Raw genomic sequence first — 16486 nt, 5'->3', positions numbered from 1 at the left:
CTGCGGTCTGACGAGGGTGTCCCACGCGTGTGTAGGTGTGCGGGAGGAAGAGCCACACCTCGACGGCGAAGAGTGGCACGAGCAGAACCGCGTGGATGCGACGGATGACCTTGCGGTGGCTCGACACGGCGAACTTGCTGGCGAGGATCCACGCGAGGACGGGTACGTCACGCACTCGCGCGAGCTCCATGGGGCCCGAGAGTCCACGCCTACCAGACATGGAGGGTCCCGAGGCTGAGCCGGGCCCAGTCGTGCGGGCCAGGCGCGGCGTCGGTGAGTTCATGAGGTTGATCCTTCCAGTGGGGCAGTCGCGGCCGAGCGGAGGCCGGACCAGTGTGTGTCGCCGGCCACGACGTCGGCGGGCGCAGTGGTGCACCCGAAGGGGTGAGAGTGGCGGAACTCCGCCACTCTCACCGAGTCATCCTGCGGCGGGCGCCTGGCGGCGCTGCATGGCCCTGCAGAGCGCTGAGAGGTCGCCTACGGCGAGGCAGTCCGGGCAGGTGGTTTCGGTGGTGGTGAGGGTGGTCAGGCGGTTACCGGTGATGCGGGCTGCCGCGAGGAGCTCGAGGAGCTCGAGGAGGTCGAGGCCGCACGCGGTGGCCATGTCGGGCAGGACCATGTGAAGGACCTCGCGCTCGTCGTCGGCTGCGAGCAGGTCGAACAGGTCTGGTGTGGTCGTCATGGGGGGCTCCTCGCGGGTTGGATGTCGGCCTGTGGGTCGGCCGGTGTGTGCCCGCGTCTTTCGGGCCTCACCGGCACGGCACGAGGTACACCCCGGAGCAAGGGGCCCCCAGAGCCACCCGGCCACCACCGGTCCCCTCGAGCTCGAGGCTTGGTCCCTGGTGCGGAGCACCGTCCCCAACCACCTGCCCGACTGCCGGCGGTGGCCGGGTTGTCTGGGGAGCGCAGGGGTGTACCGGCCACGCGAGACGCGCAACCACCCCGACACACCGACACACCGAGGCGCCCCAACAAGACAGCGCGCCGAAGGCGCTCAAACAGCGATGCAGCACCCGTCCCCGCGGCCCTGGTGATGCCCTCCTGACGCGTCGCCGTCCCTCTCACAGAGTCCGCCAGCGCTCGACCTTAGGATTACTCCATGGTCAACGAACCGGACGAACTGAGCGAGAACGCTAGGCGAGCGGTCGGAGCTGGATGTGGACTCCTCGGAGGCCTCGCATCAGCTGGGATCGGACTCCTCCTGGGTGGTCCTGTCGGTGCACTGGTTAGTGGCGCAGGAGCCCCAGTACTCACGTGGGCCATCAACGACCTGGCTGACCGCGTGATGAGCACGCGTGAACGAGAGCGCGTTGGCGCGACGTTTGCGCTGGCTGTCGAGTATCTCTCGGAGGAGCGAGGGCGAGGGCGCTACCTCAGGACCGATGGCTTCTTCAGCGTGCAGCCTGATGGGACCACACCAGCGCATGAAGCTATCGAAGGGGTGCTGCTGGCCGCCCAGCGGGAGCCAGCCGAGCGAAAGTTGCAGTTCTACGCGAAGCTCCTAGCGATGATCGCTATCGATGAAACCATCACCCCGACGCTTGCCTCCTGGATGATCAAAACGGCTCAGGAGCTGACATGGAGGCAATACCTCATTCTGGCGCTGGTCCAACAAAAAGATAAGTTTGTCATTCCGGCGATCGATATGCACCAGGGAAAACTCGACAGTTGGCACACCTGGGGCCTCACCGAGGAGTGGCGTGAACTCGGGTTTGGGCGACGGGAATTCTTGGCTGCGCCCTCAGGAACCACTCCCAACGGCAGGTTACCTATAACCCTTGGGAACGCGAATGGCTTCAGAATTTCGCAAGGCGGGGCACTCCTCTACAATTGTCTCGGCCTGCCAGATATACCGAAAGCAGATATCGAGGCGCTCTTGGACGATTTGCGCACGATCGAATCACTCCGGATAGGGAATGTCTGACGCGACCTGGAGATTGGATCCCACCACCTGCCCGCGGGCCCAGCCCAAGTACCAGTCGCGGTGAAGAGCCGCTTCGCTGCGCTGGGCGCCTAGGGCGTCGGCAGCCGGCGGATCGATGTCAGCCGGTGGTCGTTGGGCAGGTGGTCGGTGGTGTCAGCGATGGCCTCGGCGTAGTTCTCGCCCGACGCGGTCAGAAGTGGTCCGGGCTGTTGGTCGGCGCCAGTCTGGTCTGAGGGGATGCGGTGGGTCGGGGCCTCGAGGTGGATCACGCGCTGATCGTAGATCGGCGGTGCGACACGGCCGTGCGCTGGCGTACCTAGATCACGTGGATGAGTGCGGGGTCGGCGGGGTCGGCCGTGCGGACATTGTTCACGGCTCGCCTGACTGGGTACGTCGTGATGGTGGTGGCGATCCCCTGGGAGCTCGCCACGATCGTCGACACCACCGCTGCGGCGTCGTCGAGCTTGTCGGGGTGCAGCCACTCGTCCCACACGTGGCGCTCGAGGAAGACCGGCATCTGGTCGTGGACCTCACCGGAGGCGTCGCGGGACTCACGGGTGATGACCGTGAACGTCAGGGCCCACTGGCCGGTGGTCTCGTCCTTGCCGGCGGTGTAGAGGCCAGCGGCCGCAAGGAGCCCGTCACCGTGGATGTCGTGGGGCTGCTTGCCGCTGGGGGTGGCCTCCCACTCGTAGTACCCGCTCATCGGGACCACGCACCGTTGGCGGGCGAACGACGAGCGGAACATGCCGTTCGTGGCCTCGGTCTCCAACCGGGCGTCGATCGGGCGCGGCCCGGAGTCCTTGGCCCATCCGGGGCGCAGGACCCAGCGGGCGTAGTCGACGTCGCGGGTCAGGGTGTCCTCGTAGAGCCACTTGCGGCCTCGGCCCGTCCGGCCATTGCCGCCGCCGCGCGCCAGTAGCACGGATCCCACCAGTACCAGCTCGAGGGAACCGGCCAGGGCGACGACGGCCAAGGGCGGGAAGCCCGGCAGATCGCGGCACACGGGTGTGTTTTTCCTGAGACTGCCGGTAGCCTGTACCGCGGCGCAGGGGGTCGAGCCTCCCGCACCGGACACCGTCGTCCCCAGTCAGGAGCTCTCATGGCCATCTCGGCTCATCGTCCAGCGGTGCGTGACGTCGTCTTCGTCGAGGGGGTGAGAACACCGTTCGGCAAGGCCCGCCCCGACGGCCTGTACGCCGACACCCGGGCCGACGACCTCGCGGTGAAGGCCGTCCGCGAGCTGCTGCGCCGCCGACCCGAGCTCCCCGTCGAGCGCGTCGACGAGGTCGCCCTCGCCGCGACCACCCAGACCGGTGACCAGGGCCTCACCCTCGGGCGCTCCGTCGCCGTGCTCGCCGGGCTCCCCCGGTCCGTCCCCGGGTTCGCCGTCGACCGCATGTGCGCCGGTGCCATGACCGCCGTCACCACCACCGCGTCGGCGATCGGCGTCGGGCAGCAGGACGTCGCCCTCGCCGGCGGCGTCGAGCACATGGGGCACCACCCCATGGGCTTCGACTCCGACCCCAACCCGCGGTTCGTGTCCGAGAAGCTCGTCGAGCCCACGGCCCTCGTCATGGGATCCACCGCCGAGAACCTCCACGACCGCTTCCCCCACCTCACCAAGGAGCGGGCCGACGCCTACGCCGTCGCGAGCCAGCAGAAGTACGCCGCGGCCCTGGCCGCCGGGCAGATCACCCCGGACCTCGCGCCCGTCGCCGTCCGCTCCCCCGAACTCGGCTGGGGCCTCGCCACCCGCGACGAGCTCGCGCGCCCCGGCACGACGGTCGAGAGCATCGCCGACCTCAAGACCCCGTTCCGGCCCGCCGGGCGCATCACGGCGGGCAACGCCTCGCCCCTCACCGACGGCGCCGCCGTGTGCCTCCTCGTCGCGGGCGACGTCGTCGCCGACCTCGGCCTGCCCGCACGGATGCGCATGGTCTCCTTCTCCTACATGGGCGTCGCCCCGGAGGTCATGGGCATCGGCCCGATCCCCTCCACGGAGCGGGCCCTCGCCAACGCCGGGCTCACCATCGACGACATCGGCCTCGTCGAGATCAACGAGGCCTTCGCCGTCCAGGTCCTGTCCTTCCTCGACCACTTCGGGATGGCCGACGACGACCCCCGCGTGAACAGGTACGGCGGCGCCATCGCCGTCGGGCACCCGCTCGCCTCCTCCGGCGTGCGCCTCATGACCCAGCTCGCCCGGCAGTTCGCCGAGCACCCCGACGTCCGCTACGGCATCACCACCATGTGCGTGGGGCTGGGCATGGGCGGCACCGTCGTCTGGGAGAACCCGCACCACGCCGACTACTCCGGGCACACCACCGCCCCCACCGAGAACTGAGAGGACACCATGGCCGACACGACCACAGCAGCCGGCGGGGCGACCACCGGCGAGCGCGTGACCCGTTCCCTCGTGCGTGACGTCGAGCTCCCCTCCGGAGCAGGCACGCTCGCCCTCATCACCCTCGACAACGGGCTCGACCACACGAAGCCGTCGACGCTCGGCCCGGCCGGGCTCGCGGGCCTCCAGGAGGCCGTCTCCCGCGTCGCCGAGCGCGCCGCGGCAGGCGAGATCGTCGCCGCCGCAGTGACCGGCAAGCCCTACTTCTTCGTCGCCGGGGCCGACCTCACCTCCGTGGGCGCGGTCGCCGACGCCGAGGGCGCCAGGGCGCTGGCGGCGGCAGGGCACGCGGCGTACCGCGGGCTGACGGAGATGAGCGTCCCGACGTTCGCGTTCGTCAACGGGCTGGCCCTCGGCGGAGGCCTGGAGCTCGCGCTGAGCTGCACGTACCGCACCATCGCGGCCGACGTCCCGGCAGTCGGCCTTCCGGAGACGTCGTTGGGCCTGGTGCCGGGCTGGGGCGGGTCGACGCTCCTGCCGCGCCTCGTCGGGATCGACCGGGCGCTGGAGATGATCATCAGCCGCCCCGCCGCCAACAAGCCGTACAAGGCGCAGGAGGCCGTCGAGATCGGCGTGGCCGACGCGATCTTCGACGCGGCCGACTTCCTCGAGCAGTCGATCGCCTGGGCCGCAGCCGTGGTGCGCGGCGAGATCGTCGTCGACCGTCCCGGGCCCGCGTCGGCCGAGCAGTGGCAGGCGTCCGTCGACGCCGCGCGACAGCGGCTGGACGCCGTGGTGCACGGGGCACGTCCCGCGCCCTACCGGGCGCTGGACCTCCTCGAGAAGGCCCGGGACCGCGACCCCGACGAGGCGCTCGCCGCCGAGGAGGACGCCCTGACCGACCTCATCATGTCGGACGAGATGCGGGCGAGCGTCTACGCGTTCCAGACGGTGAACAAGGGCAAGCGGCCGACCGGGGCGCCGGACGCCGACCTGGCACGGCCCGTGACGTCGGTGGGCGTCGTCGGGGCGGGCCTCATGGCCTCCCAGCTCGCGCTCCTGCTCGCCCAGCGCCTCGGCGTGCCGGTGATCATGCGGGACCTCGACACCGAGCGTGTGGAGGGCGGCCTGTCCGCGGTCCGGTCCACGGTGGAGCGTCTGGTCCGGTCCGGTCGCATGTCCGAGGACGCGGGTGCGAAGGTCGTCGGTGCGGTGCGCGGGACGACGGCCATCGAGGACCTCGCATCCTGCGACCTCGTCATCGAGGCGGTCACCGAGGTGATGGCCGTGAAGAAGGCGGTGTTCGCCGAGCTCGAGGACATCGTGTCCCCGGAGACGGTGCTGGCGACGAACACGTCGGCGCTCTCCGTCTCGACGATGGCCGCGGACCTGCGCCACCCGGAGCGTGTGGTGGGTCTGCACTTCTTCAACCCGGTCGCGCAGATGCCGCTCGTCGAGGTGGTCCAGGCCGACCGGACGTCGCCGGAGGCGCTCGCGACGGCGTTCGCGGTCGCGAAGCGTCTGCGCAAGACGGCCGTGCTCGTCGCCGACCGGCCCGGATTCGTGGTGAACCGCCTGCTCGTCCTGCTCATGGGCGAGATCGTGGGCGCCGTGGAGCGGGGCACACCGGTGGAGGTCGCGGACCGGGCGCTGCGTCCACTCGGGCTGCCGATGGGACCGTTCGCGCTGTTCGACCTCGTGGGTCCTGCCGTCGGGCTGCACGTCCTCACGTCGCTGCGCGAGGACCTCGGTGAGCGGTTCCCCCGGTCCCCCGGCCTCGAGAAGATCGTCGCGGACGGCACGCCCGTCGTCCTCCCCGCGCCGGCCAAGGGCATCCCCGCGGACGTCGACCCTGCGCTGCAGGACGTGTTCGACTCCGTGGCGGGCGACCGCGGCGCACCGCTCGACGAGGCCGGGGTCCTCGACCAGGTGCTCACCTCCCTCACCCGGGAGGTGGGGCTCATGCTCGACGAGGGTGTCGTGGCCGGACCGCAGCAGATCGACCTCTGCATGATCCTCGGTGCGGGGTGGCCGTTCAGCTCCGGGGGGATCACCCCGTACCTCGACCGCACGGGGTGCTCGGAGCGGGTTCTCGGTCGGCGCCTCAACGCACGCGGGGTCGCCGACGTCGGGTCCTGACGCAGGTTGTGCTCGGGTGTGCCGCGGGCCCCGCTCCACCTCGGAGCGGGGCCCCGCGGCATGTCCGAGGAAAACCCGAGCCGCCCGCACCGTGGCGCGGCCACCTAGTCGTCTCGCATCGCGAGATGCTGAGAAGGGCCGTGAATCGTTGATATCGCGCGGCTGGCCGCGTCGAAATCTCTGATCGCGAGACGGCCGGTAGGGGTGCGGAGCGCTCGGATAGCGTCGCCCCGACACGCCAGCCGCCCGGGGGCACGCCCGCGGGCCGACCGCAGGAGCACCCATGGCACGCACCGACGTCCTCGTCCCGGCCGACTGGGCGGAGGCCAACCTCGGCACTCCCGGGATCGTCTTCGTGGAGGTCGACGAGGACACCGCCGCGTACGACACCGGCCACCTCGAGGGTGCGGTGAAGCTCGACTGGCGGCTGGACCTCCAGGACCCCGTCCGGCGCGACTTCGTGGACCGGACCCAGTTCGAGGCTCTCCTCTCCGCCAAGGGCATCGCCAACGACGACACCGTCGTCCTCTACGGCGGGAACAACAACTGGTTCGCCGCGTACGCGTTCTGGTACCTCAAGCTCTACGGGCACCAGGACGTCCGGCTGATCGACGGCGGGCGCAAGAAGTGGGAGCTCGACGGTCGCCCCCTGAGCGCCGAGCCCGTCGTGCGCCCCACGACGACGTACGTCGCCCAGGACCAGGACCTGTCGCTGCGCGCGTTCCGCGACGAGGTCGTGGCGTCCATCGGCCAGAAGAACCTCGTGGACGTCCGCTCCCCCGAGGAGTTCGCCGGGACCATCCTCGGCCCGGCGCACCTCCCCCAGGAGCACGCGCAGCGCGGAGGGCACGTCCCGTCGGCGATCAACATCCCGTGGAGCCGGGCCGCGAACGACGACGGCACCTTCCGCTCCGACGAGGAGCTCGCCGCGCTCTACGGCGCCGCCGGGCTCGACACGAGCCGCCCCACCATCGCCTACTGCCGCATCGGGGAGCGCTCCAGCCACAGCTGGTTCGTGCTCAGCCAGCTCCTCGGTCAGGAGGACGTGAAGAACTACGACGGCTCGTGGGTCGAGTACGGCTCCCTCGTCGGCGTCCCCGTCGAGCGCTGAGGCCCGCGATGTCCTGCGCAGCACCGGACCAGAGCGGCCCGTCGCTGGCCGCACCCGGCGCGACCGTCGTCGAGGGCGCCGTCCTCCGGGCGGGGGCGCCCGTCGCCGGAGCCTACGTGCGGCTGCACGACGCGTCGGGCGAGTTCACCGCCGAGGTGGTGAGCGGACCGGAGGGGACCTTCCGCTTCTACGCGGCCCCCGGCCGGTGGGAGGTGCGGGTCCTGGCACCCGGCGTCACGGGCGGGGCGCCCGTGACCGCCGAGGTGGGCACCACCCGGGTGGACGTGCGGCTCGACTGAGCGGGCTCAGATGAGGACGCGGTTGGTGGTGTGCTGCAGCACGATGCCGTTGCCGTCGGGGTCGTCGAAGGTCGCGAAGCGGCCCCACGGCTGCTCCTCGATCGACGACGTGAACGCGACCCCCGCGTCCGTGAGGCGGGCGACGTCGCCCTCGAGGTCGTCCGTCTCCACGACGATCCCCTTGAGGTCCCCCGGCGACATCGTCGGGAACCAGGTGACGAGGGAGATGGACGTGGTGCCGCTCGGCGGCGCGAGCTGCACCCACCGCATCTCGGGGGTGAACTGCTGGTCCCCGAGGACCTGGAACCCGAGGACGTCGCGGTAGAAGTCACGCGAGCGGTCCTGGTCGGAGACGGGGACGGAGAACGTCTGGATCTCGGTGATGGCCATGCCACCACCCTGCCACCGGCGCACGGCCGTGTCCTGCCGACGGGGCGGGGCGCGCCGTGCTCCGGCGGGTCGGCTCAGTAGACGGTGAGGCCGCGTGCCCGGAACTGCTGACGGACGCGCTCGGTCTCGGCGTTCGTCGGGGGCTGGGCGTCCTCGAGCTCGTAGGTCATGCCCAGGGTCGCCCACTTGTCCTTGCCCATCTGGTGGAACGGCAGGACCTCGACGCGGGTGACGCTCGCCAGGGACGCGGCGTACTCGGCGACCTTCTCGACGTTGTCCACGTCGTCGGTGAGGCCGGGCACGAGGACGAACCGGACCCACGTCTCGATGCCCTTGTCCGACAGGCGGCGGCCGAAGTCGAGCGTCGGCTGGAGCTTCTGGCCGGTGACCCGGCGGTACGTGTCCGGGTCCCCCGACTTCACGTCGAGCAGCACGAGGTCGATGTCGTCGAGCATGGCGTCCGTGCAGGACGCCCCGAGGTATCCGGAGGTGTCGATGGTGGTGTGGATCCCCATCGCCTTGGCACCGGCGAGGACGGTGGCCGCGAAGGCGGGCTGCATGAGCACCTCGCCGCCGGAGAGGGTGAGCCCGCCGCCGGTGGTCTGGAAGATGGGGACGTAGCGACGGATACGGCGCAGGAGCTCGTCCGCGGTGACGGTCTCGCCGTCCTTCATCTTCATCGTGTCGGGGTTGTGGCAGTAGAGGCACCGCAGGGGGCACCCGGCGAAGAACACCGTCATGCGGGTGCCCGGCCCGTCGACGGCGGTGACGAGCTCCCAGGAGTGGATCGCCCCGAGCTGCCCGGCACGCATCTGCTCGAACTTCGAGCCGCGGTCCAGGGCGGTGACCTCGAGCCCCTCGGTACCCGCGGCGGCCCGCCGGGTCGCCGGGCCGTGCCCGGGTGCCGCCGGCGCCGTCGCGACGGTGTCGCTGGGGATCGGGGGGACGGGCAGGACGCACGGGTCGGTCGACGTTCCTGCCGCACCGTGGGCGGTGGTGGGTGTCATGGTCGTCTCCGGTTCCGTGCGTCCTGCGGATGGGTGGTCGGTCGCTCGAGCGGTGGGGTCAGAGCGACCCGTGGAACGTCCGGTTGAGGACGTCGAGCTGCTGCTCACGGGTGAGCCGCACGAAGTTCACCGCGTACCCCGACACGCGGATGGTGAGCTGTGGGTAGTTCTCGGGGTTCTCCATCGCGTCGAGCAGCGTCTCCCGGTTGAGGACGTTGACGTTGAGGTGGTACCCGTCGGACCGGTTCACCGCGTCCATGAGCCCGACGAGGTTGGTGACCTGCTCCTCCTTGGTGCGGCCGAGGCCGGAGGGCACCGTGGTGTTCGTCAGGGAGATCCCGTCGAGCGCCTCGCCGTACGGGAGCTTCGCGACGGACAGCGCCGAGGCGAGCATGCCGTGCGTGTCGCGCCCGTTCATCGGGTTGGCACCCGGGGCGAAGGGCTCACCCGCGCGGCGGCCGTCGGGCGTGTTCCCGGTGGACTTGCCGTAGACGACGTTCGAGGTGATGGTCAGCACCGACTGGGTGTGCATGGCGTCGCGGTACGTGGGCTGCTTCTTGATGCGCTCCATGAAGGCCTTGACGAGCTCGACGGCGATGCCGTCCACGCGGTCGTCGTCGTTGCCGTACATGGGGAAGTCGCCGTCGATGACGTAGTCGACCGCGAGCCCGGTCTCGTCGAGCACGGGGGTGACCTTCGCGTACCTGATCGCCGCGAGGGCGTCGGCGGCGACGGACAGGCCCGCGATGCCGCAGGCGAGCGTGCGCAGGACCGACCGGTCGTGGAGCGCCATCTCGATGCGCTCGTACGCGTACTTGTCGTGCATGTAGTGGATGCAGTTCAGGGCGTCCACGTACGTCTCGGCGAGCCAGTCCATCTCGAGGTCGAAGGCGGCGCGCACCTCGTCGTAGTCGAGCGGCGTGCCCTCGCGGGCGACGGACGGACGTGCCGGCGAGACCTGGTCGCCGGTCATCTCGTCGCGGCCGCCGTTGATCGCGTACAGGAGGGCCTTGGCGAGGTTGACGCGCGCTCCGAAGAACTGCATCTGCTTGCCGACCCGCATCGGGGACACGCAGCAGGCGATCGCGGCGTCGTCGCCCCACATCGGACGGATGAGCTCGTCGGACTCGTACTGGATGGCGGAGGTGTCGATGGAGACCTGGGCGCAGAACGCCTTGAAGCCCTCCGGCAGGCGGTCGGACCAGAAGACCGTGAGGTTGGGCTCGGGCGCCGGGCCCAGGTTGTAGAGGGTCTGGAGGTACCGGAACGACGTCCGCGTGACGAGGGGACGGTCGTCCTCACCCATACCGGCGATGGTCTCGGTGACCCAGGTCGGGTCGCCCGAGAACAGCTGGTCGTACTCGGGGGTGCGCAGGAACCGCACGATGCGGAGCTTGATGACGAAGTCGTCGATGATCTCCTGCGCCTGCTCCTCGGTGAGGACGCCGGCGGCGAGGTCGCGCTGGATGTACACGTCGAGGAAGGTCGAGGTGCGCCCGAGGGACATCGCCGCGCCGTTCTGCTCCTTCACGGCGGCGAGGTACGCGAAGTACAGCCACTGGACGGCCTCACGGGCCGTGGTGGCGGGGCCGGAGATGTCGTACCCGTAGGTCGCGGCCATCTGCTTGAGCTCGCCGAGCGCACGGATCTGCTCGGCGTTCTCCTCGCGGTCCCGGATGATGTCCTCGGTCGAGCGCTCCATGTCGAGCTCGGCCCGCTCGACCTTCTTGGCGGCGATGAGGGCGTCGACCCCGTAGAGGGCGACGCGGCGGTAGTCGCCGATGATCCGGCCGCGGCCGTAGGCGTCGGGCAGGCCCGTGACGATGTGGCTGGAGCGGGCGGCGCGGACGTTGGGCGGGTACACGTCGAAGACCCCGGCGTTGTGGGTCTTGCGGTACTTGGTGAAGATCTCCTTGAGGGTCTCGTCGACCTCGTAGCCGTACGTCTTCAGCGACGTCTCGACCATCCGCCATCCGCCGTACGGCATGATCGCCCGCTTGAGGGGGGCGTCGGTCTGCAGGCCGACGATGACCTCGTTGCTCTCGTCGATGTAGCCGGGGGCGTGCGCGGTGATGCTCGAGGGGGTGGTGGCGTCGACGTCGTAGACGCCCTTCTCGCGCTCCTCGGGGAACATCTCGGAGAGCTTGGCCCACACGCCGGTGGTGCGCTCGGTGGGGCCAGCGAGGAACGAGGCGTCACCCTCGTAGGGCTCGTAGTTGCGCTGGATGAAGTCCCGCACGTCGATCGCGTCGTTCCAGGGCCCGGTGACGAACCCGGTCCAGGCGCCAGGGGTCGGGGCACCCGCGGGGGTGGTCGTGGTGCCGTCTGCTGTGGTGGTCATCGCCGTCTCCTTGGTCGAACCTGATCGAGTGGTGATCGTGTCTTCCACACTAGGAACGGATTGATGGGACGACTTGGGACCTTCGGCCCGAGGGACGCCCGGAACGTGAGCCGTGCGTCACACCGTGCGCCCGTCGGGACGGGACGGAGGTCTCTTGCGTCCGCGCCCTCGTGCGTCGTCGCCGGAGAAGCGCTGGTCACGGACCTGCCGCCGGCCGGCGACGCCGGAGACGGCGCAGGACCTCAGCCCCACGCGTCGGGCGAGGTCCTGCGGGCCGCTGCGGCCGCCTCCCACCCGGTGTGCGCGACGACGGCGGCCGCGACCTCCTCGACGGAGCGCCCCACGGTCGGGACACGGAGCACCCAGGCCGGTGCGGAGGCGGACAGCTCCTCGTGGCGCGCGAGGCTCCTCGCGACGTGGACCTGTTCCTCGGACCCGGTCTCCCGGGCGGCGAGCCGCGCGGCGAGCGTCGGCGGGTCGGCCTCGAGGAGCACGCCCAGGCACCGCGCCTCCTGGTCCACGGCGGCGGTGAGCGTGCCCGCCTCGAGGACGCTCACGGTGTTCACGTAGACGAGGCGGTGCTGCCCGACGGCCCGGTAGGTGGCCCACACCTTCGCGAGGTTGGTCGCCGTCACCCAGGGACGGTCCGACTCCCCGGGCCCCGGGTGGCTCGCATCCATGTCGTCGCCGTCGACGACCGCGTGCGCCACCCGGGACCGGCGCAGGATCGCGCTGACCTCGTGCACCACGCTCGTCTTGCCCACCCCGCTCGCCCCCGCGACGAGGAGGATATCGACGGGCGGCACACCGCGTCCGGGGGTCACCCTCGGGAGAGGTCGTCCAGGACGTCGCGGACGACGTCGGCCGCGGTGAGACGGTGGCCGACGACGATCTGCTCACGGGACGCGTGGTCGAGGAACTCCGTGGGGAGACCGACCGTGCGGACAGGGGTGGTCACGCGCGCCAGGGCTGCGTGCTCGCCGAGGAGCGCACCCGCGCCTCCTTCTGCGATGCCGTCCTCGATGGCCACGACGAGGTCGTGCTCACCGGCGAGCTTCACCAGCGCCGACGGCATCGGCAGGACCCACGTGGGCGACGCGACCGTGGTGTCGACCCCGTGGGCCGCGAGCGCGGTGCTCACCTCGAGGGCCGTGCCTGCCATGGCGCCGATGCCCACGACCAGGACGCGGCGCCGTGCACCGGCTCCCCCGGTCCCCGTCCCGGTCTCCCTCGCGAGGACGTCGACGCCGTCGAGGGTGTCGAGCGCCGGCATGGGGTCGCCCAGCGCACCCTTGGGGTACCGCACGACGCTCGGTGCGTCGTCGATGTCCACCGCGGTCCGCAGCGCGGCGCGCAGCGTGGCCTCGTCGCGCGGGGCCGCGAGGTGCAGCCCGGGGACGATGCGCAGCATCGCGATGTCCCACATCCCGTTGTGGCTGGCGCCGTCGGACCCGGTGATGCCCGCGCGGTCGAGGACGAAGGTCACGCCGGCCTTGTGGAGGGCGACGTCCATGAGGACCTGGTCGAACGCCCTGTTGAGGAACGTCGCGTAGAGGGCGACCACGGGGTGCAGCCCTGCGAAGGCCATCCCCGCGGCCGACGTGGCCGCGTGCTGCTCGGCGATGCCGACGTCGAAGGTGCGTGCCGGGAACGCCTTCTCGAACGGCGCCAGTCCGACGGGGGCGAGCATGGCCGCCGTGATCGCCACGACGTCGGGCCGGTCGTGGCCGATCGCCACGATCTCGTCGGCGAAGACCTTGGTCCACCCGAAGCGTGACGGTGCCACGGGCAGACCCGTCTCGGGGTGGATCTGCCCGACCGCGTGGAACCGGTCGGCGACGTCCTGCTCGGCGGGGCTGTAGCCGCGCCCCTTCTCGGTGATGACGTGGACGAGGACCGGGGCCCCGAAGGCCTTCGCGCGGGCGAGGGCACGCTCGACGTCGTCGACGTCGTGGCCGTCGACGGGTCCGACGTACTTGATCCCGAGGTCCTCGAACATCCCCTGCGGGGACACGACGTCCTTGATGCCCTTCTTCAGGCCGTGGAGGGCGTCGTAGGCGAGGCGTCCGGGCGGGCCCGAGCGGCGCAGCGTGCGCTTGCCCCACTCGAGGAAGGACTCGTACCCGCGGGTGGTGCGCAGCGTGTCGAGGTGGTGCGCCATCCCCCCGATGGTGGGCGCGTACGAACGGCCGTTGTCGTTGACGATCATGATGAGCCGACGGTCGTGACCGGCGGCGATGTTGTTGAGCGCCTCCCAGGCCATGCCGCCCGTGAGCGCGCCGTCACCGATGAGCGCGACGACGTGCCGGTCGTTGAGCCCGCGCACGACGTTCGCCTTGGCGATGCCGTCGGCCCAGCTCAGGGCCGTCGACGCGTGCGAGTTCTCCACCACGTCGTGCTCCGACTCCGCGCGGCTCGGGTACCCGGAGAGCCCGCCGCGCTGGCGCAGGTCCCCGAAGGCCTGCCGCCCCGTGAGGAGCTTGTGGACGTACGACTGGTGCCCGGTGTCGAAGACGAACGTGTCCTTGGGCGAGCTGAACACCCGGTGCATGCCGATGGTCAGCTCGACGACGCCGAGGTTGGGGCCGAGGTGCCCACCCGTCCGCGACACCGTCCGGACGAGGAACCCGCGGATCTCCTCGGCGAGCTCCACCGTCTGCGTCGGCGTGAGCCGGCGCACGTCCGCCGGTGACTGGATCTTCTCCAGGAGTCCCATGACCATTCCTCCGTGCCACCTCGGGCCGCACGGCACCCGACGACCGGACGGCCGGGCGCTCTCGCAGCCTTCCACGTGCGGACCACGCACGGGGGCTCAACTCTATAAGCCGCGCGAGGCCACCGCCGACGCCGGACGCCACGACCGGGGCACCCGCGCACGACCACGCCACTCCCTCCACAGGACGTCCACGGGAGAGCGGCACGCACCCGGGACACCCTCCCGTCGGTGGTTGGATGGGCGCATGACTGCAACGGCCGCCCACATCGACGACCTCGCCCGGTTCCTCACCGCCTCGCCCTCCTCCTACCACGCCGCCCACGAGGTGGCGCGCCGCCTCGAGGACGCCGGGTTCGTCCGCCACCACGAGACGCAGGCGTGGGACCCGGCACACCGCCGCGGCTTCCTGCTGCGCGACGGTGCCGTGATCGCCTGGGTCCGGCCCGACGACGCCGCCCCGACCACCCCCTTCCGCGTCCTCGGCGCCCACACCGACTCCCCCGGCTTCAAGCTCAAGCCGCACCCCACCGTCACCACCCACGGCTGGCTGCAGGCGGGCGTCGAGGTCTACGGCGGGCCCCTGCTCAACTCCTGGCTCGACCGCGAGCTCGAGCTCGCCGGGCGCCTCGTCGCCCACGACGGCACCGAGCACCTCGTGCGCACCGGCCCGTGGCTGCGCATCCCGCAGCTCGCGATCCACCTCGACCGCAGCGCCAACGAGTCGCTCGCACTCGACCGGCAGCGGCACACGCAGCCCGTCTTCGGCGTCGGCGACCACGGGGACGTCGTCGGCCACCTCGCAGCGCTCGCGGGCCTCGACCGCGACGACGTCGCGGGGTACGACGTGCTCACGGCGGACGCCGCCGCGCCGGCGAGGTTCGGCCTCGACGGCTCCCTGTTCGCCGCGGGACGCATGGACGACCTCGTCTCGGTCCACGCGGGCCTCGTCGCGCTCCTCGAGCACCCCGAGCCGGAGGGCGCGACGACGGTCCTCGCGGCCTTCGACCACGAGGAGCTCGGGTCCGAGTCACGCTCCGGCGCCAGCGGTCCGCTCCTCACGGACGTCCTGTCACGCCTGTCCGCCGGGACCCCCGAGGACCTCCACCGCGCGCTCGCCGCGTCGTGGTGCCTGTCCTCCGACGTCGGGCACGCCGTCCACCCCAACTACCCGGAGCGTCACGACCCCGCCAACCGGCCCACCGCCGGCGGCGGGCCGATCCTCAAGATCAACGCGAACCAGCGGTACGCGACGGACGCGCACGGTGCCGCGGTCTGGGCCCGGGCGTGCCGTGCCGCCGGTGTCACCTCTCAGGACTTCGTGTCGAACAACTCGGTCCCGTGCGGCTCGACCATCGGGCCTCTCACGGCCACCCGCTCCGGCGTGCGGACCGTCGACGTCGGCATCGCCCTGCTCTCGATGCACTCGGCGCGGGAGATGTGCCACGTCGACGACCCCGCCGCGCTCGCGGCTGCCGTCGGGGCGTTCTTCGCCGGCGCCTGAGCGCCCACGGGTAGGGCCGGCAGCGGGAGGGCCGCGACCACCTCCGTCACCTGCTCGACCGGGAAGAAGTGGCCGCCCCGGAAGGTGCGGCTGTGGAACGGTCCTGCGGCATGCGTCGCCCACCCTCGGGCGGCCGCCGGAAGAGCGAGACGGTCGTCCGTGCCGTGCCAGGCGTGCACCGGGACACCGACCGTCGCGTCGGCGGGGGCCGCGGGGGTGTCCACGAGCAGCCGCAGGTCGGCCCGGAGCCCCGGCACGAAGAGCCTCCGCATGGGGTGCTCGGGCAGCGACGCCTCGACCGCGCCCGTCCGGGCGAGCCCGGCGAGCATCTCGTCGTCGGGCAGGTCCACGAGGCCGGCGAAGAGCGGTCCGGTGGCCTGGTGGGGCGGCCTGCTGCCCATGACGACGACGTGCTCCGGCAGGTGCAGACCGCCGGCCTCGAGGACGCGCACGACCTCGAAGGCGAGCAGGCCGCCGAGGCTGTGGCCCGCGAGGATCCACAGTCCGGAGCGCGGCGTCCTCCCGGCGACGACCCGCGCGCTCTCCCCCAAGCCGCCTCCGGCCGCGCGCGGCACCCGGAGCGGCTCGACCCGGGCCGTGCCGACGAGCGCAGCGGACCAGGCGCGTCCCAGGACCGCCGACCCTCCGGCCGGCGGGAGGAGGACCACCGTCGGCAGGCCTGCGTCGGGAGCCCCGGGCTCGGGGCGAGGT

General features: G+C 71.4%; 14 protein-coding genes and 1 pseudogene. 6 read left to right on the top strand and 9 right to left on the bottom strand.

Going from position 1 to position 16486, the window contains the following annotated elements; genetic code table 11:
• Nucleotides 1-418: 418 nt before the first annotated feature.
• On the bottom strand, nucleotides 419-682 hold the full coding sequence (locus JAV76_RS09650) for a hypothetical protein (RefSeq protein WP_198733843.1): 264 nt from the start codon (nucleotides 680-682) through the stop codon (nucleotides 419-421).
• A gap of 417 nt (nucleotides 683-1099) precedes the next feature.
• Here JAV76_RS09650 and JAV76_RS09645 point away from each other — a divergent pair, with 417 nt between their 5' ends.
• Nucleotides 1100-1924 (top strand): hypothetical protein, encoded by an 825-nt coding sequence (locus JAV76_RS09645; RefSeq protein WP_198733842.1) that lies wholly within the window; start codon nucleotides 1100-1102, stop codon nucleotides 1922-1924.
• 89 nt (nucleotides 1925-2013) lie between these two features.
• Here the strand turns inward: JAV76_RS09645 and JAV76_RS09640 are convergent, their stop codons facing one another.
• Nucleotides 2014-2193, bottom strand: a complete 180-nt coding sequence (locus tag JAV76_RS09640) for a hypothetical protein (RefSeq protein ID WP_198733841.1) — start codon at nucleotides 2191-2193, stop codon at nucleotides 2014-2016.
• Between the two features lie 47 nt (nucleotides 2194-2240).
• The gene (locus JAV76_RS09635) at nucleotides 2241-2858 is read right to left on the bottom strand and encodes an SOS response-associated peptidase (protein ID WP_198733840.1); all 618 of its coding nucleotides are present in this window, start codon (nucleotides 2856-2858) and stop codon (nucleotides 2241-2243) included.
• A gap of 168 nt (nucleotides 2859-3026) precedes the next feature.
• Here JAV76_RS09635 and JAV76_RS09630 point away from each other — a divergent pair, with 168 nt between their 5' ends.
• The 4 genes from JAV76_RS09630 to JAV76_RS09615 all read left to right on the top strand — a co-directional run bounded on the left by JAV76_RS09630 (nucleotide 3027) and on the right by JAV76_RS09615 (nucleotide 7820).
• Entirely contained in the window at nucleotides 3027-4271 is a 1245-nt protein-coding gene (locus JAV76_RS09630; RefSeq protein WP_198733839.1) for a thiolase family protein, read from the top strand.
• Nucleotides 4272-4280: 9 nt separating this feature from the next.
• A complete protein-coding gene (locus JAV76_RS09625; RefSeq protein ID WP_198733838.1) occupies nucleotides 4281-6410 on the top strand; it encodes a 3-hydroxyacyl-CoA dehydrogenase NAD-binding domain-containing protein in 2130 nt (709 codons plus the stop codon).
• 283 nt (nucleotides 6411-6693) lie between these two features.
• Complete coding sequence (locus JAV76_RS09620; RefSeq protein ID WP_198733837.1) at nucleotides 6694-7521, top strand: sulfurtransferase; 828 nt, start codon at nucleotides 6694-6696, stop codon at nucleotides 7519-7521.
• A gap of 8 nt (nucleotides 7522-7529) precedes the next feature.
• Nucleotides 7530-7820, top strand: coding sequence for a DUF1416 domain-containing protein (locus JAV76_RS09615; RefSeq protein WP_198733836.1), 291 nt, complete (start codon nucleotides 7530-7532; stop codon nucleotides 7818-7820).
• Between the two features lie 6 nt (nucleotides 7821-7826).
• Here JAV76_RS09615 and JAV76_RS09610 read toward each other — a convergent pair whose 3' ends face one another.
• From JAV76_RS09610 to dxs, 5 genes are all read right to left on the bottom strand, one after another.
• On the bottom strand, nucleotides 7827-8210 hold the full coding sequence (locus JAV76_RS09610; RefSeq protein WP_198733835.1) for a VOC family protein: 384 nt from the start codon (nucleotides 8208-8210) through the stop codon (nucleotides 7827-7829).
• Nucleotides 8211-8284: 74 nt separating this feature from the next.
• Nucleotides 8285-9217, bottom strand: a complete 933-nt coding sequence (gene pflA / locus JAV76_RS09605; protein WP_198733834.1) for a pyruvate formate-lyase-activating protein — start codon at nucleotides 9215-9217, stop codon at nucleotides 8285-8287.
• A gap of 58 nt (nucleotides 9218-9275) precedes the next feature.
• The gene (gene pflB, locus JAV76_RS09600; protein ID WP_198733833.1) at nucleotides 9276-11558 is read right to left on the bottom strand and encodes a formate C-acetyltransferase; all 2283 of its coding nucleotides are present in this window, start codon (nucleotides 11556-11558) and stop codon (nucleotides 9276-9278) included.
• Nucleotides 11559-11800: 242 nt separating this feature from the next.
• Entirely contained in the window at nucleotides 11801-12382 is a 582-nt protein-coding gene (locus tag JAV76_RS09595; RefSeq protein ID WP_198733832.1) for a nucleoside/nucleotide kinase family protein, read from the bottom strand.
• Nucleotides 12379-14274 (bottom strand): 1-deoxy-D-xylulose-5-phosphate synthase, encoded by a 1896-nt coding sequence (dxs, locus tag JAV76_RS09590; protein ID WP_198733831.1) that lies wholly within the window; start codon nucleotides 14272-14274, stop codon nucleotides 12379-12381. The genes JAV76_RS09595 and dxs overlap by 4 nt, the downstream gene beginning before the upstream one ends.
• Before the next feature lie 244 nt (nucleotides 14275-14518).
• Here dxs and JAV76_RS09585 point away from each other — a divergent pair, with 244 nt between their 5' ends.
• On the top strand, nucleotides 14519-15775 hold the full coding sequence (locus JAV76_RS09585) for a M18 family aminopeptidase (protein ID WP_198733830.1): 1257 nt from the start codon (nucleotides 14519-14521) through the stop codon (nucleotides 15773-15775).
• 44 nt (nucleotides 15776-15819) lie between these two features.
• Here the strand turns inward: JAV76_RS09585 and JAV76_RS14930 are convergent.
• Nucleotides 15820-16443, bottom strand: a pseudogene (locus JAV76_RS14930) (thioesterase II family protein); the annotation flags it as partial.
• Nucleotides 16444-16486 lie beyond the last annotated feature (43 nt).

The sequence above is a fragment of the Sanguibacter suaedae genome (genome assembly GCF_016342785.1).
GTDB lineage: Bacteria > Actinomycetota > Actinomycetes > Actinomycetales > Cellulomonadaceae > Sanguibacter > Sanguibacter suaedae.
Note: the sequence above shows the minus strand (reverse complement) of the source record. Positions and strands in the feature narration are given on the sequence as shown.